Annotated in this window: 27 protein-coding genes and 1 riboswitch; of the genes, 4 read left to right on the forward strand and 23 right to left on the reverse strand. The window is 26.1% G+C overall.

The window, feature by feature from the left end; genetic code table 11:
- Positions 1–166 precede the first annotated feature (166 nt).
- Positions 167–514, forward strand: a complete 348-nt coding sequence (locus tag ACEXNK_RS10520) for a hypothetical protein (protein WP_373600620.1) — start codon at positions 167–169, stop codon at positions 512–514.
- Between the two features lie 16 nt (positions 515–530).
- On the opposite strand, the gene ACEXNK_RS10525 is transcribed toward ACEXNK_RS10520, so the two are convergent.
- Positions 531–1,760 carry a cation:proton antiporter domain-containing protein gene (locus ACEXNK_RS10525; protein WP_373600621.1) on the reverse strand — a complete coding sequence of 410 codons (1,230 nt, stop codon included), beginning with the start codon at positions 1,758–1,760 and terminating at the stop codon, positions 531–533.
- A gap of 53 nt (positions 1,761–1,813) precedes the next feature.
- Positions 1,814–1,881: riboswitch (Fluoride riboswitch) on the reverse strand.
- 145 nt (positions 1,882–2,026) lie between these two features.
- Complete coding sequence (locus ACEXNK_RS10530) at positions 2,027–2,965, reverse strand: dipeptidase (RefSeq protein ID WP_373600622.1); 939 nt, start codon at positions 2,963–2,965, stop codon at positions 2,027–2,029.
- Between the two features lie 213 nt (positions 2,966–3,178).
- Here ACEXNK_RS10530 and ACEXNK_RS10535 point away from each other — a divergent pair, with 213 nt between their 5' ends.
- Positions 3,179–3,916, forward strand: coding sequence for a hypothetical protein (locus ACEXNK_RS10535; RefSeq protein ID WP_373600623.1), 738 nt, complete (start codon positions 3,179–3,181; stop codon positions 3,914–3,916).
- A gap of 76 nt (positions 3,917–3,992) precedes the next feature.
- On the opposite strand, the gene ACEXNK_RS10540 is transcribed toward ACEXNK_RS10535, so the two are convergent.
- The 4 genes from ACEXNK_RS10540 to murJ form a co-directional block, all read right to left on the reverse strand.
- Positions 3,993–4,550: an NUDIX hydrolase gene (locus ACEXNK_RS10540; RefSeq protein ID WP_373600624.1), complete on the reverse strand. Its 558-nt coding sequence runs from the start codon at positions 4,548–4,550 to the stop codon at positions 3,993–3,995.
- A 114-nt stretch (positions 4,551–4,664) separates the two neighbouring features.
- Complete coding sequence (locus ACEXNK_RS10545; RefSeq protein ID WP_373600625.1) at positions 4,665–4,787, reverse strand: hypothetical protein; 123 nt, start codon at positions 4,785–4,787, stop codon at positions 4,665–4,667.
- A gap of 76 nt (positions 4,788–4,863) precedes the next feature.
- Positions 4,864–5,475, reverse strand: a complete 612-nt coding sequence (locus tag ACEXNK_RS10550) for a DUF3786 domain-containing protein (RefSeq protein WP_373600626.1) — start codon at positions 5,473–5,475, stop codon at positions 4,864–4,866.
- Positions 5,476–5,667: 192 nt separating this feature from the next.
- The gene (gene murJ / locus ACEXNK_RS10555) at positions 5,668–7,212 is read right to left on the reverse strand and encodes a murein biosynthesis integral membrane protein MurJ (RefSeq protein ID WP_373598502.1); all 1,545 of its coding nucleotides are present in this window, start codon (positions 7,210–7,212) and stop codon (positions 5,668–5,670) included.
- A 175-nt stretch (positions 7,213–7,387) separates the two neighbouring features.
- Here murJ and ACEXNK_RS10560 point away from each other — a divergent pair, with 175 nt between their 5' ends.
- Positions 7,388–7,690: a hypothetical protein gene (locus ACEXNK_RS10560; protein WP_373598503.1), complete on the forward strand. Its 303-nt coding sequence runs from the start codon at positions 7,388–7,390 to the stop codon at positions 7,688–7,690.
- 47 nt (positions 7,691–7,737) lie between these two features.
- Here the strand turns inward: ACEXNK_RS10560 and ACEXNK_RS10565 are convergent, their stop codons facing one another.
- The 7 genes from ACEXNK_RS10565 to ACEXNK_RS10595 all read right to left on the reverse strand — a co-directional run bounded on the left by ACEXNK_RS10565 (position 7,738) and on the right by ACEXNK_RS10595 (position 14,391).
- Positions 7,738–7,968, reverse strand: a complete 231-nt coding sequence (locus ACEXNK_RS10565) for a phosphopantetheine-binding protein (RefSeq protein WP_373598504.1) — start codon at positions 7,966–7,968, stop codon at positions 7,738–7,740.
- Positions 7,969–7,987: 19 nt separating this feature from the next.
- On the reverse strand, positions 7,988–9,136 hold the full coding sequence (dltB, locus tag ACEXNK_RS10570) for a D-alanyl-lipoteichoic acid biosynthesis protein DltB (RefSeq protein ID WP_373598505.1): 1,149 nt from the start codon (positions 9,134–9,136) through the stop codon (positions 7,988–7,990).
- Positions 9,136–10,650, reverse strand: coding sequence for a D-alanine--poly(phosphoribitol) ligase (locus tag ACEXNK_RS10575; RefSeq protein WP_373598506.1), 1,515 nt, complete (start codon positions 10,648–10,650; stop codon positions 9,136–9,138). The genes dltB and ACEXNK_RS10575 overlap by 1 nt, the downstream gene beginning before the upstream one ends.
- A gap of 14 nt (positions 10,651–10,664) precedes the next feature.
- Positions 10,665–10,811, reverse strand: a complete 147-nt coding sequence (locus tag ACEXNK_RS10580) for a hypothetical protein (RefSeq protein WP_373601601.1) — start codon at positions 10,809–10,811, stop codon at positions 10,665–10,667.
- On the reverse strand, positions 10,771–11,961 hold the full coding sequence (dltD, locus tag ACEXNK_RS10585; protein ID WP_373598507.1) for a D-alanyl-lipoteichoic acid biosynthesis protein DltD: 1,191 nt from the start codon (positions 11,959–11,961) through the stop codon (positions 10,771–10,773). Before dltD ends, ACEXNK_RS10580 begins: the two co-directional genes overlap by 41 nt.
- A gap of 155 nt (positions 11,962–12,116) precedes the next feature.
- Positions 12,117–13,400 (reverse strand): FAD-dependent oxidoreductase, encoded by a 1,284-nt coding sequence (locus ACEXNK_RS10590; RefSeq protein WP_373598508.1) that lies wholly within the window; start codon positions 13,398–13,400, stop codon positions 12,117–12,119.
- Between the two features lie 34 nt (positions 13,401–13,434).
- Positions 13,435–14,391: a hypothetical protein gene (locus tag ACEXNK_RS10595; protein ID WP_373598509.1), complete on the reverse strand. Its 957-nt coding sequence runs from the start codon at positions 14,389–14,391 to the stop codon at positions 13,435–13,437.
- A 235-nt stretch (positions 14,392–14,626) separates the two neighbouring features.
- On the opposite strand from ACEXNK_RS10595, the gene ACEXNK_RS10600 reads away from it, so the two are divergent.
- The gene (locus ACEXNK_RS10600) at positions 14,627–15,301 is read left to right on the forward strand and encodes a TMEM164 family acyltransferase (protein ID WP_373598510.1); all 675 of its coding nucleotides are present in this window, start codon (positions 14,627–14,629) and stop codon (positions 15,299–15,301) included.
- Between the two features lie 5 nt (positions 15,302–15,306).
- Here ACEXNK_RS10600 and ACEXNK_RS10605 read toward each other — a convergent pair whose 3' ends face one another.
- The 10 genes from ACEXNK_RS10605 to ACEXNK_RS10650 form a co-directional block, all read right to left on the reverse strand.
- The gene (locus ACEXNK_RS10605) at positions 15,307–15,942 is read right to left on the reverse strand and encodes a hypothetical protein (RefSeq protein WP_373598511.1); all 636 of its coding nucleotides are present in this window, start codon (positions 15,940–15,942) and stop codon (positions 15,307–15,309) included.
- A 287-nt stretch (positions 15,943–16,229) separates the two neighbouring features.
- Positions 16,230–16,670, reverse strand: coding sequence for a MarR family winged helix-turn-helix transcriptional regulator (locus tag ACEXNK_RS10610; protein ID WP_373598512.1), 441 nt, complete (start codon positions 16,668–16,670; stop codon positions 16,230–16,232).
- 181 nt (positions 16,671–16,851) lie between these two features.
- Complete coding sequence (gene ytfJ, locus ACEXNK_RS10615; RefSeq protein ID WP_373598513.1) at positions 16,852–17,280, reverse strand: GerW family sporulation protein; 429 nt, start codon at positions 17,278–17,280, stop codon at positions 16,852–16,854.
- Positions 17,234–17,905, reverse strand: a complete 672-nt coding sequence (locus ACEXNK_RS10620) for a hypothetical protein (protein WP_373601602.1) — start codon at positions 17,903–17,905, stop codon at positions 17,234–17,236. The genes ytfJ and ACEXNK_RS10620 overlap by 47 nt, the downstream gene beginning before the upstream one ends.
- 91 nt (positions 17,906–17,996) lie before the next feature.
- Complete coding sequence (gene scpB, locus ACEXNK_RS10625) at positions 17,997–18,524, reverse strand: SMC-Scp complex subunit ScpB (protein ID WP_373598515.1); 528 nt, start codon at positions 18,522–18,524, stop codon at positions 17,997–17,999.
- Position 18,525: 1 nt separating this feature from the next.
- Positions 18,526–19,254 (reverse strand): segregation and condensation protein A, encoded by a 729-nt coding sequence (locus tag ACEXNK_RS10630; RefSeq protein WP_373598516.1) that lies wholly within the window; start codon positions 19,252–19,254, stop codon positions 18,526–18,528.
- A gap of 30 nt (positions 19,255–19,284) precedes the next feature.
- Entirely contained in the window at positions 19,285–19,878 is a 594-nt protein-coding gene (locus tag ACEXNK_RS10635; RefSeq protein WP_373598517.1) for a site-2 protease family protein, read from the reverse strand.
- A 107-nt stretch (positions 19,879–19,985) separates the two neighbouring features.
- A complete protein-coding gene (locus ACEXNK_RS10640; RefSeq protein WP_373598518.1) occupies positions 19,986–21,146 on the reverse strand; it encodes a D-alanyl-D-alanine carboxypeptidase family protein in 1,161 nt (386 codons plus the stop codon).
- A 68-nt stretch (positions 21,147–21,214) separates the two neighbouring features.
- Complete coding sequence (locus ACEXNK_RS10645) at positions 21,215–21,502, reverse strand: DUF503 domain-containing protein (protein ID WP_373598519.1); 288 nt, start codon at positions 21,500–21,502, stop codon at positions 21,215–21,217.
- Between the two features lie 15 nt (positions 21,503–21,517).
- Positions 21,518–22,288: a PucR family transcriptional regulator gene (locus ACEXNK_RS10650; RefSeq protein ID WP_373598520.1), complete on the reverse strand. Its 771-nt coding sequence runs from the start codon at positions 22,286–22,288 to the stop codon at positions 21,518–21,520.
- Between the last annotated feature and the right edge of the window lie 49 nt (positions 22,289–22,337).

The following is a 22,337-nucleotide window of genomic DNA, read 5'->3' on the forward strand; positions in this document are numbered from 1 at the left end:
AGTTTGATTTTAAACAAAATTTTTATGACAATTTTGTAATCGCAGGTAACAAGGGTGTAACTGTTATGGCTATATTTTCTATGTTAATATTTAAGTATAGAAAGACAAAGCAAAAGAAATTATACTTACATAAATAAATTATAAAAAAAGAAAAGAGGTTTTACATATGAAAAAATCATTATTAGTTTTATCAGTATTAGTTGGAGGTTTATTATTAATTAATCCTACTCAAGAGGTAACATTTGCACAAGAAAATACTAAAACAACATCTGTAGAACAACAAAAAACAGTACTAACTCAAGCTGAGGCTAATCAGCTTTTAATAAATAATAATAATAAAATAAATTACATATTCCAAGGAACTTCTGATAACTTTAAAACTTTACAAGAAAAAGGACTTAAAGGATATGTATTTTTACCAGACGTAGACACTGATATGGGATACTTTGTTGATCAAGATACTTCTCATATATACTACTTCCATCCAAGTGGATACTTAGAGTTAATAAAATAATCAAAAGCCATGTATATTAATATACATGGCTTTCTTTGTTTATACATACATCTTCTTCTGAACTTAACAGTTTATCACACGTTAAATTAATTCCTATAGCTCCTATTGGTGCAGTTATTAGAACACTAAGAATAGCTAAAGCTTGCATTATTTCGCCTCCTGCAACACCCATTTGTAGAGGTATTCCAGCTTTTGCTGATTGAACTGTTGCTTTAGGTAGATATGCTATTATACAAAATAATCTTTCTTTTGCTGTTAAGTTTGTTCCTACTAAAGATATAAGTACTCCTATAGAACGTATAGTCAAAGATATTGCTAAAATAGTTATTCCTATTGAAAAATATCGACCTACTAGATTTGGATTTATAGCCATACCTACAAATGTAAATAAATATAGTTTTCCAATTTTCCAAAAACTATTCATATGTTTTAATATTGTTTTTGCACTTTCCTCTAGTTCATTTCTTATAAAAAATCCACATATCATTATAGTTAATAATGAGTTGAACATAGGTATATGACCATTATTTTCGATTAATCTCATACCTAAACATATTGGAAATACTATTAAAACCTTTAAGTATTCATTTTTAATTTTTAATATAATTGGTTTTATTAACTTAACAATAATCCATCCTATAAGTATGCTTATAATTATAGTCAATGGTATTGATACTAACATGTTAAATATAGATACACTTTCTCCTTTTGCACTTTGTGTGTATATAGTTAAAAATGTAGTAAATAAAGTTATTGCAACTGTATCATCTGCAGATGCTCCTACTAAAAGCATTTGAGGAATAGCCTTATCTTGCCCTAACTTTCTTTCTATTAAAGATATCATTCCAGGAATTAAAACTGCAGGACTTACTGCCGCTATTATAAATCCAAGTATTCCTCCTTGTATAAATGTAAAATCTAAAATAATCATTGATATAAATGCAATTGTAAGCCCCTCTAATGTTGCTGGTATTACACTTAATAACATAGCTGGTCTTCCTATTTTTTTCATTTGATCTACACTTATGCCTAATCCTCCTATAAATAGAACTGTTACAAGAGCGAAATCTTTTAATAATGGCGATATATCAAGTACACTCTCTGGAACCAAATTTAAAAATGATGGTCCTATAAACATACCAAATATCATCATCCCAATTAGAGATGGTAGTTTAATATACTCTACTAACTTTCCACTATAGTTTGTTAAAATTCCTATAGCTATTAAACTTAATATTATCGTCATAAAATTCTCCTTCCTTTTTATTTTACACAAAAAAAATAGACTCCTACCCTTATAAAAGAGTAGGAGTCATTAGCTTCTTATTTTTAAGCATTTAATGGCGAACTCCATCACCTATTTTTTTGTACAACAGATTATATCATATTCATTATATAATAATCAATAATTAAGTATATAAATTCATATATATTATGTTGTAAAATTCATATTCCTCTAGAAAAAACTAATATCATTATATCAAATTTTTTAATATATCTAAATGGTAATTACTACATAACATCTTTTATTACCCTTAATGCATTTTTGTAGTAAATTTTCTCTATTTCTTCATTTGTAAATCCTTCTTTTTCTAGTTGTAAAGCTAGTTTACCCATTTCACTAACATCATTTATTTCTACCTTACATCCAATACCATCAAAATCAGATCCTAAAGCTACAACATCTATTCCTCCAATATTTTTTATATGCTTTATATGAGAAACCATATCTTTAATCATAGTCATAGGAGTATCTCCTATAAATGCACTACAGAAATTTATTCCAGTAACTCCTCCTGAGTTTGCTAAAATTTTTATCATTTCATCTGTTAGATTTCTACTATGATTTGTTATAGTTCTTGAATTAGAATGAGTTGCTATAAAAGGTTTTTTTGATATTTTTGATACATCATAAAAACCAGCATCAGATAAATGAGATACATCAACTATCATTCCTAATTCATTCATTTTCTCCACAACTTCTATTCCAAATTTTTTAAGTCCTTTTTCTTTATATTCAGGCTTTATATGAGGATACCCTATTTCATTTTCATGATTCCAAGTAAGGGTCATCATTCTTACTCCTAAATCATAAAATTTTTGTAAATTATCTATATTTCCTTCTAAAACAGCACCTTCTTCAATAGCTAATAATGCACTTATTTTTGAATTTCTATTATTTTCAATAATTTCATCATAATTAGTAGCTAGACTTATTAAATCATTATTTAGTTTTATTTCTTCATGAAATTTGTTAGCCATTTTCATACAGTGATTATATGGTTGTTTTTGTTCATCTATATCCACATATAAAGCAAATGTTTGAGCTAAGCAATCCCCTTTTTTCAACTTTTCTATATCTACTGAATGAAAGTTACATCTTAATTTATTATCACTTTCTTCAGCTATCAATCTATCTATAGTATCGCAGTGTAAATCTATAAATTTCATTTTTAGTCCCCCCTTATAATAATATCTATATTATTATTATAGTAGTATATATCTTAAAAGACCATAAAAATGTAATTGTCGATTAATATCATATTCTAGTATATTTTAAATTATGAATAAGCTTGAAAAAAAACTTTTTATTAGCTATATTTAAATTAGTAAGATAAATAATTTTTTAACAAAATTAAAAGTATTTCTAATAGGAGGCTTTTTATGTTATTTGAATGTTTTTATTATCCAATATTAAATGCTAATAATAAGGTGGTTAAATGTTGTGATAATTTAATAGAATTTAGCTTTGGAGATAAAGTTCCAACTAAAACACTTTATTATAACTATGGTGAAAATTTCATTATTTATCACGGTGATGAATTTTTTAGTGTAGAAGATGGAGTTTTAACTGGTTGTATCGATTATAATAATATAACTTTTCCAACTAGCATAGTTTTTAATAAAGGAACTCAACTTACAGTTAACTCTAAAAAAGATTTAAAATCAATTCGACTAGTTTTAAATGGTGAGTTTGAAATTGAAAAATCATTTGGTAATTTGTTCTTCTTATATAATTCCATTTCAACAAAAATAAAACATACACAATATGATACATTATCACTTCTTACAAATAGTGCTAGAGACTGTTCATTTGTAAATGATGAACTTGACATAAATACAGAAAAACTTATTTACGATTTACAAGTTGTAAAATCTATGATTAGAGATTTCATTATAGAAAATCCATCTTTAGAAATGGATTATCTAAATTATATGAATTTTAGTGACTCTGATTTATTGTTAGACTTTTCTATCTATAGGTATTTTATAAAGGAGTCTAAAGAATATAAAGGTTATTCTCACCAAAAATTAAATTCTAAGAAAAAAAATTCCTGTCCTAAATTAAAATTAGCTAATATGCTTAAATCTTGTGATATAGATTCTAGTGCAATTTCTTAATTTATTTTTTAAATAGCTTGTATAAGAAGGATTAAATTTATCAATTATAAGCCTTAATATACAAGCTATTTATTTACTAAATATTTTTTGATTTATTAATTAATTTTTCATAAACTTTTAACATATGTTCTTCATTTACATGATTTTTTATATCTTTCATGCTTATCCATTTTACTCCACTATTTTCATCTTCCTTTATATGTAACTCTTCGTTCTCCTCTGCCTCTAGTATATATGCAATTGATAAGTGCAAGTGCGCTGCTACATACTTCCCTTTTTTTATGTGGGAATTTACAGGTAATATTTCTATAGAGCATATATCTTTAGTTATTGGAGATACATTTTTAACTCCTGTTTCTTCCATAGCTTCCTTTATTGCCACTTCTAATAAATTACTATCTCCATCTGCATGTCCACCAGTCCATCCCCAAGATTTATATATATTGTGATGAATCATAAGCACTTTATCTCTATCTTTATTAACAATAAATCCAGAACTAGTTAAATGACATACCTCATTTTCTCTAGTTAATATATCGCTATAATTATTTATACACGATAATATTATTTCTTTATCTTTTTTCTCTTGCTCATTTATTGGCTTATATTTTTTTATATCTTCTATATAATTCATGAAGTCCTCCTTTTTTAGCTCTATAACTATATATAAACACATTATTGTATAAGTATCAAAGCTTATTTATATTAAAAATTAAAAGCTACCTCATATGAGATAGCTTTCTTTATTTTACCAGTTAGCAAGTACTATAGCAAAAGATGCTCCTAATATCACTATATCTGCTATAGCAACTAATGTGTATACACTACTTTGTTTATGTTTAGTTTTTCTTATGCTTCTTGACATAATCATAGTATAGATACCCCCTACAAAATATTAATAATATATATTATGATAATTAACAATTTATGACATTCTAATTCATAATTTATTTTAATTTATTTAAAATAATATCTGGTATAACAGCTAGATCTTCAGCATTAAAATAATCAGTTACATTAGATGTAAACAATATATTTCCAGATGGCTCTAACTCATCATCACCTTCCCATAAAACAAATACTACATATGTATCATTTATAAATTTAACTTTATATGAAATATCTCCTAATGCTAACTTTTGTCCCCCTATTTTTTCCATACTTGTTTTAAATATATTTATATTTCTACCGTATTTATCAATAAATCCTCTTATTGTTCTATTATAAAAGTTATTATAGTATACATATCCTCCTTCAATCTCTTTGTATGTTATGTAATGTTCTTGTCTTTTTATTTGATTAGCATTTATTAAAAATCTTAAAATTAATATTTTTTCACATACATCATTTGTGATTTCATTATTTTCAGTTGTAATATTTCCAGATGGATACTCTATGTCTAAGGTATGGTCAATAAATTCCAAAATAATTAAATTATTTTTGCTGTCATAAAATGAGTTAGATAAATTTGAAGCTACTTCTGAATTTAATTTCTTAAATTGATTTATGGTATGATTTAAAACTAGTTGATAATTTCCCTTGTTTAAATTATTATTCATTCAATCACCTATTAAATAATTAGTATACTTACTATAAATTCTATATATTATAACAAATATCCTTTTATTTCACATTTATATTTAAAATCTTTTTATAATTAAATAAAATAACTTAACTATCATATTTTGTTAAGTATAGTTTCTTTAATCATAAAAAAACTACAGCATATGCTGTAGTTTAATATATATGATTTATTTTTTTATTTTCTTCTTTAACATTTTAAAGATTAATTTAACTTCATCAACTCTAAATATTATTATAAATATTCCGTATACTATAGCACCTAGTCCTACAGATACTCCTAATTTTATTGCATCTTGAATGAATCCTGTGCTTAAAATTCCATCTAGTAAGTTATATGATCCCCTTGTTACAAATGCCATTATAAATGCTGATATTAAAGCCTTTATAAGTACCGATACTATTTTCTTACCACCAAATGCACCTATTTTTTTTCTTAAACTTACAGATAATAATGCTATTGTAAATAATGATGATATACTAGTTGCAAATGCTAATCCAGCTAATTGCATATTAGTAAATTTAACAAAAGCTAGATTTAATACTATATTTAAAAACATAGCTATTATACCATTTATCATAGGTGTTTTAGTATCTTTTAAAGAATAGAATATTTTACCTAATATATCTCTAAGTCCGAAACCTAACATACCTATAGAGTAAAATGTTAATGCTATTGCTGTCATAGATGTAGCTCTGGCATCAAATTCTCCTCTTTCAAATAGTAATCTGACTATAGGTGTTGCCAGTATTATAGCTCCTGCTGATATTGGTATTATTATTAATATAACAACATTTATAGCAGTGACTATAGATTCTTTAAATTTCTTTATATTATTTTCTGTTGATAACTTTGAAAGCATCGGGTATATAACTGATGATATTGAAACTATAAACATACCCATAACAAACTGATTAAGTTTTGTAGCGTAGTTAAGTGCAGATATACTACCTTCAACTAGTGTAGATGCTATTGTTCTATCTACTATTGTATTAACTTGAGTAACAGCAACTCCTATTAAAACAGGTGCAATTAACCATATCATTTTCTTTAAATATTCATCTTTTAAATTAACATACGGTCTGTATCTAAATCCTTTTTTATATGCAAAAGGAAATTGGAATACAAATTGTAATGATAATCCAAATAAAGTTCCCCAAGGTAATAGATTTGGGTTAATCATAACACTTAAGAATATAGATACTATTATAAGTATGTTATATGGAACTGGCATTAATCCTGGTATTATAAAGTTTTCTTTAACTTGTAAAAATGCCATCATTATATAACTCATTCCTAGGAATGCCATTCCTAGAATTAATACTCTAGTGAAGTACACTGCTTGTACTAAAGTTTCTCCTTTAAACCCTACTGCAAATAGTTTAACTATTGGTTCTGTAAATATAGCTCCAAATACAGAAATGATTAAACATATAAGTATTACTATATTGAATACATTATTTGTAAATTTAAGCGAAGCTTTCTTTCCCTGCTTAGAATCCAACTCACAATAAAGCGGTATGAAAGCAGTTCCTAAAGATGTACCTATTGCTGAGAATATAACTGCGGGTATATTCATAGCTACTAAAAAGGCATCACTTGTCCCTGATGCTCCGTATGCCGATGCTAAGGCTAGTTCTCTACCAAACCCCATCATTTTGGCTATTAGTGTTGCAGCCATAAGACCTACTGCTGCTTTTGCAACCTTTGACATAAAACTCTCTCCTCTAAAATATATATATAGCTTAGTTATTTCCATATCTAGTCTATTTTATTATTATATATCTATTTTTCTATTTTGCAAATTTGTTTTTTTGACTAAATATGATAAAATTTTTATTAGGGTATTATTATATACTAAAATCAAACTTTATCCAAGGAGGTTTATTATGAATTTTAAAACTACATTTCACTGCTTAGTTATTAAGCTGGAAAACTGTAGCGATGACTTATTATTTAATATTGCTACTAAAATAAGTAAACATAACTGCGTTGTAAAAACTATCGATGTTGATGAGTATAACAGCGAAAAAACTATATCATTTATAAATCCAGACAATAAAGATTTAATATTATACAAAACTGAAGATGTCATAAAATTATATTTTGATAATACAATGACAAATATTTCTTCTGTTGTTGAAATTTATAACGATATAATTGAATATATGAATTATAGTGATGTATATTAAAAAAGGAGGAGCATTTTCCTCCTTTTTTAATATTATTTTTTAATAATTTATTTTCTAGCTTCTAAAAACTTAGTTAAGTTATTTACTGTAGCCATATCACTTCTTTCTAAATCTGTTGGTTGAAGTGTTATACCAAGTCTTTCTTCTATCTCAAGTAATACTTCTATTATAGCTAGAGAGTCTAAAAGTTCAGCTTCAAATAAGTCTAAATCTAAATCCTCTCTTATTTCATCACACCCTAAAACATCTTCAAATATTCCTATAACTGTTTCTTGCATTTAGTATTCCTCCTTAAATTTAAGCAAAATATCCTGAGAAAATCAATAATCCAAAGCAAGCAATGTGGAATGTAGTCACAATTTGCACAGCTTCAAACCATTTCTCTTTTTTATGTTTTTTGTAAAACTTAGATTTCTTCTGATATATATCAGTTAAGACAAGTGCTAACCCTTGATATATTCCATACACTATATAAAACCATGTTAACCCATGCCAAAATCCCATAACTAGCATTGTAATCATTTGAGCAACATGTGAAGCAGTTGCCCTTTTTTTAAATCTCTTTTTTCTTATAGAAGATATTACAAATCTTGAGAATATGTAATCTCCAAACCATCTAGAAAGACTTATATGCCATCTTGTCCAGAACTCTTTCATATCTTTACTTATAAATGGCTTATTAAAGTTATCTGGAGCTTTTATTCCAAATATATAACTTGTCCCTACTGCAAATAAACTATATCCTCCAAAGTCAAAGAATAAGTATAAACTATATGCATACATATAACTCATTGCATTTACAAAATTTATTTGTGATGGTATCTTTGACATCCAGTATGTATTAACTAAAAATGCTATTACATATTTATATCCAATTCCCATAACTATTTTTTTAACCCCTGGAATTAAATAATCATTTATATATTCATTTCTAGGTATTATAGTTTCTAAATCTTTTTCAAATCTTCTTGATCTATCTATAGGCCCTGAACTTAGTGTTGGGAAGAATAAAACAAAGTAAAGCATATTTATTAATTTAACTTCTTTTATTGCCCCATCATAAATTTCAATAACCATTTGTATCGTTCTAAAGTTTAAATATGATATTCCTATAAACCCAATAACACCAAATGATGTATACGGTGAAAGTTTATTTATTATAATTGGTGACATTGATGCTAATAGAAATAATCTATATATCCATTTATTATCAGTTTTTTTCCTTACATATTCATATCCTTTAACTACTATAACCTCAATTATAATAAAGGCTATTAAAAATGATAAATGCACATTTACTCCAACTATTAAAAATATCATAAACGCTGTAGCTATCATTCCATAGTACTTTATGTTCTTACCAGTAAGCCCTAACACTATTGCTGGGATTGACGTTAATAGTAATATATAAAGATAAAAATAATCTCCATATTGCGAAAAAGTCATTAATTTTCCTCCATAAGTTTCTTTCTATCTATTTTTCCATTAATATTTGTTGGAAACTCATCTATAACCTTTATGTTTCTAGGAATCATATATCCTGGTATGTATTTTCCTAATTCTTTCTTTATTAACATACCATTTTTAAGGTTTCCTAGTTCATTTTTTTCTTTTAGTTCTACTATCCCTCTTAGATAAGCTATTTTCTCATCTTTGTATACTGGTAAAACTATTGCATTTTTTACATTATCAACTTTTCTTAAATTATTTTCTATATCTTCTATTTCAATTCTAAATCCATTTAACTTTATTTGGAAATCTTTTCTACCACAGTAGTATATATTCCCGTCTAGCATATATCCCATATCCCCTGTTTTATATGCTCTATATTTTGCTCCATCTATTTCATCATAATAAAATACTTCATCTGTTTTTTCCTTATTATTAAAGTATCCTTTAGATACTGATGGTCCTATTATTACAACTTCGCCTTTTTCAGCTTCTTTAACTTCAGTTCCATTTTCATCTACTATTTTAATTTTGCAATTCTCCATAGGATATCCAACTGGTAAACTCTTTTCATCATTTATTTCATTGTATGTAATATCATTTACACTTACTCCAACTGTAGCTTCTGTTGGACCATATCCATTTATAACTCTTGTATTTGGGAATCTATCTAAAAGTTCTTTTGCTAAACTCTTTGGCAGAGCTTCTCCTATAAATATCATAGATTCTAATTTTGGAAGCATTTCACTATTAAAATCATTTTCTGTTACACAAACGCCTGCAAATGATGGTGTTGATACCCAAACAGCCATATCAGATTCTTTAAACTGTTTAAATAACTCTTTGTAATCTGCTAATACCTTCTTTGATAATGAAAATAATGTAGCTCCATTTACTAATCCTGGATATATAGATGTAACTGAAAGGTCAAATGAATATGCTGCTTGATTCATAATTACTTTCTCACTTCCATCTATTTTTAAGTAAGGACTAATCCAATCTACAAAACTATCTAAGTTATTTGAGCTAATTTGAACTCCTTTAGGTTTTCCTGTACTTCCTGATGTAAATAATATGTATGCATTTTCATCTTCTTTTACCCAAGATTCTTTGTCTACAGTTATTCCTTCATATTTTTTAATTATATTTTCAAGTTCATCTTTGTTTATAACATTTAATCCATCAAAGTCTTTTTCATCACTAAAGTTAAATACAACTTTAGGCTTAACTTCTTTTGTTACTTCAAAAACTCTATCTAACGGAAAACTTATATCTAGTGGCACATATGCTCTTCCTGATTTTAAAGCACCTATCATACATGCCATTATAAGATTTTCTTTATTTCCGTATATAACTATAGGTGTATCTTCTTCTTTATATACTTCTTTTAAATATACTGCTATAGCTTCTGAATATTTATCTAAATCTTTATATGAAAGACTTTCATCATTACATTTTAATGCTATTCTATCTGTGTTTGCATACTTTTTTATGCCTTCAATAATTTTCATTTGTAATCCTCCCATTAAAACTCATTATATATAAATGGTAACTCCTTAAATGGAGTAAATGCTAAAATTAATATAGCTGCTATTATAACTACAGTAAATCCTATACTCATCATTAAATATTTATTGCTCATCAAATTCTTTAAATAGCTTTTCACAGACATCTACCCATCCTTTCGTACCAAGGTGCATTACATCTCTTAAATAATATTTTTCCGTTTCTTTATCTCTAAGGTCAATTACATCAAATCCATGCTCTTTTGCCATCGCACCGGCTTTATCATAGAATTCATGTCTTTCTCCCTTAGATATTCCTGTAACATTGTAGAATTTGTCCATAGCAGGTATAAGTACTACTACAGGCTTTATTCCTAAGTCCTTACATATATCTAAGTTAAGATTATAATCATAGAACTCTTTTGATTCTAATAAATCTACATCTTTGTATTTATCCTTAACTTTGTTTAAATTTTCACCAAAGTTCTTTTTGTAATATATTTTGTCTATACATAAGTCATTATTTCCGACTCTTTTTTTCGCATCTTGTATAGCTTTTTGCTCCTCTTTCTTCCAGTTTATTGGATTTGTTTGTTTTGTAGTAGTTTTGTCTTTTAATCCTACTAGTCTTTCATACAATAATCCTTTCCCTTTAAGAGTGACAAAATATTTTCTCGCTTCAAAATAAGGAGATAATAAAGCTTTCTCTGTTTTTGCAATTAAAGAATTATCCCCATATAAGTTTGCATATACAGCTTCTGGTTTAAACTCGCCTGCTCCAACTAGTAAATCACTTGATCTTTGTGCAAATTTTAACTTATTTTCTTTTGATATATCAGGATTATCTAAAAACGAATAAAATTGCACAGGAGAAAATCTGGTTTGATAATGATGAGGTGTAACTCCCTCTTTATCCATAAACCATTGCATTGAGATTAATAAAACCACTTTTTTATCTTTTATATTAGGGTTTACACTCCCTATTATCGCTGAATCTTGTAAACTTTGAGTATATGCTCTCCCTATTGTAAAAATACCATCTTTACTTCTATTAGTATTAAAGTAATATGTAGGATGTTGTTTCGTTGAATGCCCTAATTCAGATGATCCCAACATCATAATGTCTTTATTTTCTAAGAAATAATTATTTACAATAACCCCTTTGTCTTTTACATTACTTAAAGAGTTATTCATAATAGGCACTAGATTTTTTTCTTGTAATAGTTCATCAATTTTGACATCAAGAAATTTATCTAGCCCAAATAAAAATATACCTCCTATGATTAGTGGCATAATGAAATAAATCAATTTTTTCATATGTGTACTCCTCTGAAATTTTCATAATCTATAAATATATTATTACTTTACTGTAATATATTCAATTACACTTTTGTAATTATATGTAATATTCTGTCTTTTATTAGTATTTTCAACAAAAATAAGGAAGTAACAAAATTGTTACTCCCTAGTTTTTATCTAATTATTTTCTTGTCAAAAATGCCTTCAAGCCCTGTTTTTCTTACTCTTTCTTCTATTGATTTTTTATCAGTAGTATAAAAATCTAATTCTTTCATTCTATTAAAATATACACTTCCTGCAAAAGTGAACTTAAGTTTATCTGCTCCTTCTTCTTTTAAAGATTTGTTAGCATGAGCTATAAAGTCTCCAATAGCTATACTTGTAGGTAATTGTAATAGATACATCCCTATTGAGTTTCTAGCAGCATTATGACCTGCTAAACTTCCTGTACATATTGCTTCTGTATGCCCTACAAAGAATCCACTTTTTTCTCCACCTACAAATAAGTTTTCTACACCTGTAACTCTCATATAGTTATCTCTAGGAGCAACAGACAAGTATCTTATAGAGTTTCCTTTGCCTCCTGAATATGGATCTACTATTATCGCTGCTTCAAATCCTGGTATTTTTCTTAATTTTTCAAGAGGATAAAATGGAGCCATTAACTTAGCATGACCTGTATCTATTAATACTAAGTTCTTAGCAAACTCAGGTAATGAATATTGTTGACATACTTTTATATCTAATTTTTCAGTATTTATAAGTTCTTCTGGTAAAGGAACTACTGCACAACCTTTTTCATTTAAATCTTTTTGTATTTCTTCACTCAAACTTTCTTTTAGTAACTTCATAGATCCACTAAATGCACCTAATTCTCCAGTATTTCTTCTACCATACATATCTTCTACTCCACACTTAGCTGTTATACTTACTCTTCCTCCAAAAGATGGACATCTAAGAACACACATTGCACATCCATTTCCATACTTAGTACAATTTCCCATTGGGCCTGATGACCCTGTAGTTTCTACAAATGAATCTCCACTTATTATTTCTCCATCTTCTAATACTACTGCTTCTATTTTTTTACCATTTAACTTAACATCTATTACTCTTGAAAAAAATCTTACATCAATCCCCATACTTATTATTTTTTCTCTTACTGGTTTTTCGATTTCTGTAACATTATATATTGTAGAATGTTTATGTCCCGGGAAATCCATGTCTTTATGTGTTGAATATTTGTCTGTTAATTCGAATAACTCCCTTGCTCCTAATGCTATTGCTTCTTCTGTAGCTGTATATCTTCCATTATTTCTCATTATTCCACCAATATTTCCAAGACCTAATAGTAAATCTGTTCTTTCTAATATGACAACTTCAGCTCCTGCTTTTTTTGCAGATATTGCAGCTGCACAACCAGCCCAGCCTCCACCTATAACTACAACTTTTGGCATATTCCTTTTCCCCCTTAATTATAAAACTTATAATTTATTTCAAGCTTTTTAGATAATCTCTACCATCAATTTGAGCTTTACACGATTTCATTCTCTTTCCATTAACTATAACCGTGCATCCTCCACATATTCCTTCTCCACATACAATCAAGTTGTTATTAGCTATTGCAAATCTAATATTTTCATCTATACTATCTACTAACTTCATAGTCTCTCTATTAAATGAATTAAACCCACCGCTATAAACTAATTCTACATTATTTCTTACAATATAATCTTTTATTAAATCTTCATCTTCTTTTATATTTATAAAATGTATGTTTACATTTAATTCTTTTATTCTTTCAATTACTTCATCTAATATAGTTCTTCTTGTATCTACAAAAACTTCTACATTGTTATTATTTTTCAAAATATATTTTATTATTTTTGGAGCATTAACTTGAGATAATCCACTTAATATTACTGCTACATTACTATTGTTAGTTAATTTGAATTCTTTAAGTCCTAAAACTCCATTTAAATAAGGTCCTCTAACCCATACTTTATCAAAATTTAATAAAGTTTTAGTCTTGTGCCCTACTTCTTTGATAATTACTTTTAATAGTTCATTTTCTAAATCTATATCCATAACAGATATAGGTACATTATACTTAGAATCAAGTTCATTTTTACCTCTTAATAAAATATATGATCCTGGATTTATCAATTGCTCTAATAGTTTTCTAGGAGTTTTTATTTCTAATAAATATACATCTGTTAATAATTCTTTTTTCTTACTGACATCACATAACACATCTATCTTTTCATTACATTTCATATTTTTGTTATGCTGAACTTCATTGTATATACATACCCCCTGCCATATACAATCACATGTTTTACTACCTTGAATTAAACTACACTGAATACAATCTCCTGAGTATGCTAAATGACATGGACAATATTCACTGCCACAATCAGCACATGGTTGTATACATATTCTTTTCAAAGAATCACTTCCCTTAGATAAATTTTTAATGTCTACTTCTTTATTTCTTATAATACTAATTTATTAAGTATGACTCATTTTGTTACAATTAAATATTTATGTAATTTTTTAATTTTTGTATATCATGAATAACTATTTTGAATATAATATATAAAAGGACATGATTACATATTTGTTTTATTTGATTTAATTTAAGGGTATATATTTAAAAATATTAATAGTTAGGGGGAAGTCTATGAATTCTAATTTTGTATTTTCAAATGAACATCTATTAATTCTAATTTTCGTAGCTATATTTTTATTCTCACTACCAAAACTTACTAAAAACTTACTTCCATATAGCTATTTAATTGAAAAGATAATTTGTTTTTCATTTATTTTTGAAATCTTACTTGAGCAAATCTGTTTAATATCTTTAGGTAGTTATAACGTTTTATATACGTTACCTATAAACATAACTAGAATCACAACTTATATTTGTATAGCTATTTTGTATTTTAAAAAGTACCATTTATTTAATGTTTTTTTCTCTTGGAGCATTGTTTGTTCTATTGGAGATTTAATATTCTTTAAAGATATGTATTTTGAGTTCCCTCATATATTATATTTTTTCTATATAAGTTCTAGATTGTTACTTTTATATTCTTTAGTGTATTTAGTTGGAGTTAGAAAGTTTAAAGTTAACTCTAATTGTATATTAGACAATTTAAAAGCCTGTAGCCTTTTCTTCTTATTTACATTTTTATTAAATAGTCTAACTAATGCAAGTTACACTTATAGCTTTTCAAATAGCAATTTATATAGTGTAGTTTTATTTATAATAATTACATCTATGGTTTATATTCCTTTATTCATCAATGATAAAAATAGTATAGATTTTACTTTTAAAAAAAGAAAAAATAAGCTGTAAGAGTGCTAGTTAGTACTCTTACAGCTTATTTTTTTATCTATATTATTTTTATTTAATTTAATTATTAAAGAACTTATAAAAAATGTACAAATAGATATTATTCCTATAAGAATTATACTAATATCTCCATTTGCTTTTATTTCATTTCTTAAAATAAATAATGGAATTACTAAAATCAAAGCAACTAAGTTGTATATTATCTTATAACTTAAAGGTTCTTCCTCTACTCCATATTTATTTGCTCTATACAATTTCAAATAAGTTAATATTATTGAAACTACAAAAGCTGCTATTAAAATATATATGAAATATTTACTTACTAATGGCTTGTCTAAAAGCATATCACAACCTAAAGCTAGTATTGCAACAACAATAGAAAACTTTTTTAGAGTTTCTAAGTATAGTAGATACATAGAAGTATTTTTAACATAATCACTACATAGCTTATCACAAAATGTTTTGGGATTAACTACATAATCTTTTAAATCTATGTTTTTAGAGCTTAAATTTACATACATGTTATAAAGTTTTTGATTTATTTCTCGTTTATTAACTTCCAACATTTTTAAATTTCTAACATACTTTATCATCTTTGTATATACATCAAAATTTTTTTCAGTATAATTTATTTTATCCCCCATTAAATCTCCCCCATTAAATTATCTATATATATTTATTATATCACATGTATTGTATATTTTTTCTAAATATTCTGATTAATAAATAAAAAAAATACTCGCCGTTAAGCGAGTAAAATATACTTTAATCTGTAAGAAGAAAATTTAAAATCTTAGGTTAGTTTAATTATACCACAATTTACCTACATTGTACTGATTTGAGTAAAATTAAATAACTTTTTAAGTCAGCTTTAAAAATTTGTATAAATTTGTATTATAATGCTATCTAAACCTTAAGTATTTTTTTATAACTATATTATCTCGTTCATTATATCTATAGTTTTTTGTAAACTTTCCTCTAATTCTTTCTTTTTATCTAAATCTAATTTATCTATTTTATCGTTTATTATGTGCATAAATTTATCTATTTCTGTATTTATTATTTCTTCACCTTCTTTAGTAATTCCATAAAAAGTATTTCTTCTATCTTTACTGTCTTCTTCCCTATATACATAACCTAATTCAACCAACTTATTTAAAAGTATACATAAACTTGATGTAGAAACGTATAGTTCTCTACTTAAGTTTTTAAGTTCTATTTTGTCATGCTTCTGTATTTCTACTAATGTAAAAAATTGTTTTTTAGTTAAAACTTTCCCTAATCTGTATCTATCTGTATTTGTAGTTTTAATTAAATTTTGATAGCTGTTCATGCTTTGGAGCATCAGCTTTGATATTTCTTTATTTTCCATATAGTCACCTCATTAAATATTACAACACTAAAATTTATTAACCTATTCTTATTATACTATTATTTTTCTAATTTTTTAAGTTACAAATAATTTAGATGTAAAATATTTTAATAACAATCTTTGTAAATCAAAAAGCTATAAAGGTAAAATATTTATTACACCTTTATAGCTTCATTTAAATTTAACATTCTTTATTGTCTTTAACTTCGTTTTCATTATTTTTTAGTTTTTGAATTTTTTCTAAAACTCGTGGAGTTACACTTAGAATATTATCTACCATATTTATGTTATGATCTAAGCTCATTAATCTTGTTTCTCCATTTTCTACTACAACAAATGCAACAGGTTGAAGTGATATAGCTCCTGCACTACCTCCTGCAAAATTTGTATCATCTTTATTTTCATCATCTTGGCTTTTTTTATTGTTACTATTTCCCCTTGAATATTCGCCTCCTCCTATACCAAAACCGATCGTTACTTTTGATATAGGTACTACAACTGTATTATCCGCTTTTATAGGATCTCCTATTATAGTATTTGCATCAATGGTTGTTCTAATAGAATCAAGTGTTGTATCCATTAAATTTTTTATTGAGTTTGCTGATCTCATTATCTTTAGCCTCCTTGCCATACTTAACCTTTTCATATTTTCTAATTTGTATATATATTTTAATCAATCCTCTAGTTAAAGTTATTATATCTTTTATAGTAGGACTTATATGTAATATTCCTTTGTGCTTTATGTAGTTTTTGTTGTAACATGGAATCACTTTCAAATACATATTTTGTGGTTTTAAGTAATTATCTACATTTGCATATATAGCATTAACTAAAACGTATATAAAAGATGTAAATTGTATATTTTCACTACCAAAGTTAAAATCTGAATATATTCGTGTTACTTTTACCTTTCTAATAATTCTGTATAAAACTAACAAATTCTGTATTTCTATCATCTTTAAGTTAATTTTTTTAGAATTACTTTTAACATCCTCCTTTTGTTTTGTTTGTTTTTTTTCTTCATTGCTCTTACTTATTGGATAGATAGTTTTTGTTATATTAATTAAGTTAAATAGATATCTTATAGATACCTTAACCTCTATATCCTTATTATTTATATTTGAAGTTATAATTATGTGTATACTGCTTTTTAATATAAAATAAATTAATAAAGCTAAAGGCAATATTATCTTTAATAAAAAAATAAATATAGTTCCTAAATCTATATATTTCATATTTATATTATTTTCCATTTTTTCAAAACTATGCATAAAAATAGCAGATACTAATTAAGATATAACTTAATCAATATCTGCTATTGCGACTTTATTCATTTTCATAATTTTCTATTGAAGGTAAATCCTCTAATTTTTCAATGTTTAGTAATTTTAAGAATTCATCAGTTGTTCTAAATATTATAGGCTTTCCTATTTTATCTAACCTTCCAGCTTCATAAATAAGTTCGTTCTCAAGTAAAGTCTGTATAACTTTATCACTTTTAACTCCTCTTATTTCTTCTAACTCAACTTTTGTTATAGGCTGTTTGTAAGCTATTATAGTTAATGCCTCTAATGTTGCCTGACTTAAAGTTTTCTTTCTTTTAGGTTCTAAAATATTTTTTACAAATGATGAATACTCTTTGTTTGTACACATCTGATACTTATCTTGTAATTTTATAATTTGTATCCCTCTATTATTTTCTTTATAATCTTCAATTAAACTATTTAACATTATTTCTATTTCTTTTGAAGAAAGTTCTTCATTAATAGCATTATTTAACTCTTTTATACTTATAGGTTCACTATATGCAAACATTATAGCTTCTATAATACTTTTTATTTCATCACGTCTCATATTAACTCTCCATATTTCTCTTTATTAAGATATCATCAAAGAATAAATCTTGAACAACAATTACTTCATGAGTTTTTATAAGCTCTAAAACAGATAAAAATGTCGCTATAACTTCATCCTTTTGATAATTAGATATTAAGCTTGTAAATTTAACATCTTCTTTTTCTTTTATAATATCTCTTACATAGTGCATTTTTTCTTCAACAGATATAATACGAGTTCTAACAATCTTATTTAGCTTATCATCTTTTACTACTTCTTCTTCACTATTCTCTTTAACATTTAATATATGAGGAAGTATTTTTACTATAGCATCTAAAGATATAGTTTCTAGGTCTAAATTTTCTTCTACTACTATTTCTTCTTTTTTTCTATAGAATATATCTTCTACATACGTTACATTATTTTTTAAATCTTGTGCAGCATTTTTATATTTTTTATACTCTGCAAGTTGTTCCATAAGCTCTAATCTTGGATCTTCTTCTTCCTCATCATTTCTTTGCTTATATAATAAATACTTTGACTTGATTTGTAAAAGTTTTGATGCCATGGTTATAAACTCACTTGCTATTTCCAAATCAAACTCTTCAAGCATATCTAAATACTTTAAATACTGCTTCGTTATTTCTATAATAGATATATCCTTTATATCTATTTTATGTTTAGTTATAAGATCATATAAAAGATCTAATGGCCCTTCATATACCTTAAGTTGTACACTATACTTCATAAATTACCTCTAAATTTTTTAATTTATACTCTAAAATATAAACATGCTAATTATACTATATAGTACTTTTACTATAGGGTCTAATATTATTACATGTATGTTAGTTAATATTAACACTATAAATATAAAAGTACTCATACTTTCATATTTATATACCGCATCATAATACTTAAGTGGTATAAAAGTAGATACTATACCCCATCCATCTAATGGAGGTAACGGTAAAAGGTTAAATGCTGCAAATCCTACATTATACATAAAAATACTATCTAATATAATAATTAAAGCTTCTAATTTTACAAATCCCATTAAGTTTATAACTATTATTGCTGTTATTACATTAAATAATGGTCCTGCTAAAGAAACTAATAAGTTCCCAACTTTATAATTTTTAAAGTTGTTTGGATTTACTGGAACTGGCTTTGCCCATCCAAACCTAGCCACTATAAGCATTATAAGTCCAAGCGGATCAACATGTTTCATAGGGTCTAGAGTCATTCTTCCGCTCATTTTAGCTGTATCATCGCCTAAAAGATGAGCTACATACGCATGCCCAAACTCATGAACTGATATAGCTACCGCTATACCTACTGCCCCTACTAAAAACTGGCTTAAAATATTCATTAAATTCTCTCCTATTTTTAAGTTTTAATATTATTATAACAATATATATACTTATAATCAATTTAAGATTTAAATTATAAAAGACCTAGATTATCTAGGCCTTTTATCTAAAATATACTATCTATAACTCTTTCAAACATTTTGAAATATCCTGCTTTTTTTATATCTTTTTCATTTACAAGCATAACTTTGCCTACTTGCTTATCACCTTTATAGATACTTATACTTCCTAATTCAGTACCTTTTTTTACAGGTAATTTTAAATCTTTAACTACATCTATCTTCTTAGTAAAGTCTTTACTTTCTCCTTTTTTAATAAGTGCACTTAAATCTTCTTTAGCAACTAAGTTTACTTTATTATCTTCAGCTTTATCTAAAGTTAATGTTGCAACTGTATCACCTTTAGAACATAATTTTACACTTTCATAGTTTGCAAATCCATAACTTAATAATGACGATGCATCTTTAAATCTTTCCTGTGTTGTAGGTGCTCCTAAGGTTGCGGCTACTAAGTGTGTTTCTCCTCTTTTAGCTGATGCCGATAAGCAATATTTAGCTTCTTGTGTAAATCCAGTTTTAACTCCTGTTGCTCCTTGATAGTGTTTTATCATCTTGTTAGTATTTGCAAGTCCAATAGATACTCTCTTTTTACCTACTACAATTTGATCCATCCATGTTGTTAGATACTTAGTTATTTTATCATGTTTTAATAATTCTTTAGACATTATAGCTATATCATGTGCTGATGTATAATGATTTTCTACTGGTAATCCATTTGTATTAGCAAAATTAGTATCTTTCATTCCTAATTCTTTAGCTTTATTATTCATCATAGCTACAAATTCTTCTTCACTTCCCGCTATAAACTCAGCCATAGCAACACAACCATCATTAGCAGATGCAACAGCTATTCCTTTTAAAAGGTCATCTACTTTTTGTGTTTCTCCTGGTTCTAAAAATATTTGACTTCCTCCCATTTCTGATGCTCTTTCGCTTATTTGTACTTCATCATCCAATTTTATCTTTCCATTATCTAATGCTTCAACTATAAGCAACATAGTCATTACTTTCGTAACACTAGCTGGAGGAAGTTTTTCATGTGGATTTTTTTCAAATAGTATCTGACCACTTCCTACATCCATTAATATAGCTGACTTAGAGGATAAGTTAATAGGTCCTTGTGCTTTTTTGTCATCTGCAAATGAGTTTGTCCCAAAAACCATTATAACCATCATCATAGCTAAAACTATACTGGTAAATCGTTTCATTAATTTCACCTCTTGATGTTTTATTTGATACTATTTTTTCACATTTTACCTAAATTTATGCGAGGTATTTAGTAAACATCAATATCACTATCTATATGTATAACTTCTGCGTCTGTATTTTCATATATAAAATTTGTTATATTATCAATAATTGAATTAGCCTGTTTATTATCTACACAAACTCCACTTAATCCAATTACTATACTTTGATGTATATCTTGATTTTCAACTTCACCAACAGATACATTGAAGGTGTTTTGAATTCTTTTTATCAAGCTTTTAACTACCATTCTCTTTTCTTTTAGGGAATGTACCCAACTCGCTCTTAAATTAACTTTCATAACTATTATTTTCATTTTATCACCTGCATTTTACATGTTTTTACTTACTAAGTAATCTTTAACTATTACATAATATATAAGTGCTTCATTAAAATTTCTTATATCCATACCCATTATATCTTTTATTTTTTCTAATCGATATATCAATGTATTTCTATGAAGATATATATTATTAGATGTTTTAGATATATTAAACCCATTTTCTATAAAAGCTATTCCTGTTTCTAAAACTAAATTATCTACCTTGTCAATTAGGTTATAATCAAATAAAGTTGGATAAGATTTTTCTTTTCTTACTAATTCAATTAAATTGTATATACCTAAATCATATATATCAAAATACTTTCTATCGCTATTTTCAATAAATATATATCTTTTTAATCTATTAGCCAAATCTATCTTTAAATCAAATTCTTCTCTATTACTAATTGTACCTAGGTTTATTATATAAGTTTTTTCATACACTTCTGTTTCTATTATTTGAGGTGTATTTTCATCTATTAAACCTAATTCATTAGTATTTAATATGTAGTTCCCATTGTATTTTATTATATTTACAGTCTCATAAAGACTTTTAAAAACTTTATCTAGTATCTCTTTATTTATATTTTTTTGATATATTAAATAGAAATTCCCATTTAACTTAATGTTAATATTATTTTCTATGACCTCTACAATATATTCTTTATTATCCCAAACTACAATTTGCTGGGATTTTTTTATAATTTTACCTTTTTTATATTTATATATATTTACTTTTTTACCTAACTGTTCTTCAAAAAAGTTTATTAATCCCTTCAATTTATCACCCCATACCCCTTTATAAATCTATAATTTTCATTATACATAA

It is taken from the genome of Paraclostridium bifermentans (genome assembly GCF_964259345.1).
GTDB lineage: Bacteria > Bacillota > Clostridia > Peptostreptococcales > Peptostreptococcaceae > Paraclostridium > Paraclostridium bifermentans_B.

Bases quoted from the DNA above. Each gene is read 5' to 3' on its own strand.
- ACEXNK_RS10520 (WP_373600620.1), top strand. From the start codon at position 167: ATGAAAAAATCATTATTAGTTTTATCAGTATTAGTTGGAGGTTTATTA.
- ACEXNK_RS10525 (WP_373600621.1), bottom strand. From the start codon at position 1,760: ATGACGATAATATTAAGTTTAATAGCTATAGGAATTTTAACAAACTAT.
- ACEXNK_RS10530 (WP_373600622.1), bottom strand. From the start codon at position 2,965: ATGAAATTTATAGATTTACACTGCGATACTATAGATAGATTGATAGCT.
- ACEXNK_RS10535 (WP_373600623.1), top strand. From the start codon at position 3,179: ATGTTATTTGAATGTTTTTATTATCCAATATTAAATGCTAATAATAAG.
- ACEXNK_RS10540 (WP_373600624.1), bottom strand. From the start codon at position 4,550: ATGAATTATATAGAAGATATAAAAAAATATAAGCCAATAAATGAGCAA.
- ACEXNK_RS10545 (WP_373600625.1), bottom strand. From the start codon at position 4,787: ATGATTATGTCAAGAAGCATAAGAAAAACTAAACATAAACAAAGTAGT.
- ACEXNK_RS10550 (WP_373600626.1), bottom strand. From the start codon at position 5,475: ATGAATAATAATTTAAACAAGGGAAATTATCAACTAGTTTTAAATCAT.
- murJ (WP_373598502.1), bottom strand. From the start codon at position 7,212: ATGTCAAAGGTTGCAAAAGCAGCAGTAGGTCTTATGGCTGCAACACTA.
- ACEXNK_RS10560 (WP_373598503.1), top strand. From the start codon at position 7,388: ATGAATTTTAAAACTACATTTCACTGCTTAGTTATTAAGCTGGAAAAC.
- ACEXNK_RS10565 (WP_373598504.1), bottom strand. From the start codon at position 7,968: ATGCAAGAAACAGTTATAGGAATATTTGAAGATGTTTTAGGGTGTGAT.
- dltB (WP_373598505.1), bottom strand. From the start codon at position 9,136: ATGACTTTTTCGCAATATGGAGATTATTTTTATCTTTATATATTACTA.
- ACEXNK_RS10575 (WP_373598506.1), bottom strand. From the start codon at position 10,650: ATGAAAATTATTGAAGGCATAAAAAAGTATGCAAACACAGATAGAATA.
- ACEXNK_RS10580 (WP_373601601.1), bottom strand. From the start codon at position 10,811: ATGTCTGTGAAAAGCTATTTAAAGAATTTGATGAGCAATAAATATTTA.
- dltD (WP_373598507.1), bottom strand. From the start codon at position 11,961: ATGAAAAAATTGATTTATTTCATTATGCCACTAATCATAGGAGGTATA.
- ACEXNK_RS10590 (WP_373598508.1), bottom strand. From the start codon at position 13,400: ATGCCAAAAGTTGTAGTTATAGGTGGAGGCTGGGCTGGTTGTGCAGCT.
- ACEXNK_RS10600 (WP_373598510.1), top strand. From the start codon at position 14,627: ATGAATTCTAATTTTGTATTTTCAAATGAACATCTATTAATTCTAATT.
- ACEXNK_RS10605 (WP_373598511.1), bottom strand. From the start codon at position 15,942: ATGGGGGATAAAATAAATTATACTGAAAAAAATTTTGATGTATATACA.
- ACEXNK_RS10610 (WP_373598512.1), bottom strand. From the start codon at position 16,670: ATGGAAAATAAAGAAATATCAAAGCTGATGCTCCAAAGCATGAACAGC.
- ytfJ (WP_373598513.1), bottom strand. From the start codon at position 17,280: ATGAGATCAGCAAACTCAATAAAAAATTTAATGGATACAACACTTGAT.
- ACEXNK_RS10620 (WP_373601602.1), bottom strand. From the start codon at position 17,905: ATGAAATATATAGATTTAGGAACTATATTTATTTTTTTATTAAAGATA.
- scpB (WP_373598515.1), bottom strand. From the start codon at position 18,524: ATGAGACGTGATGAAATAAAAAGTATTATAGAAGCTATAATGTTTGCA.
- ACEXNK_RS10630 (WP_373598516.1), bottom strand. From the start codon at position 19,254: ATGAAGTATAGTGTACAACTTAAGGTATATGAAGGGCCATTAGATCTT.
- ACEXNK_RS10635 (WP_373598517.1), bottom strand. From the start codon at position 19,878: ATGAATATTTTAAGCCAGTTTTTAGTAGGGGCAGTAGGTATAGCGGTA.
- ACEXNK_RS10640 (WP_373598518.1), bottom strand. From the start codon at position 21,146: ATGAAACGATTTACCAGTATAGTTTTAGCTATGATGATGGTTATAATG.
- ACEXNK_RS10645 (WP_373598519.1), bottom strand. From the start codon at position 21,502: ATGAAAATAATAGTTATGAAAGTTAATTTAAGAGCGAGTTGGGTACAT.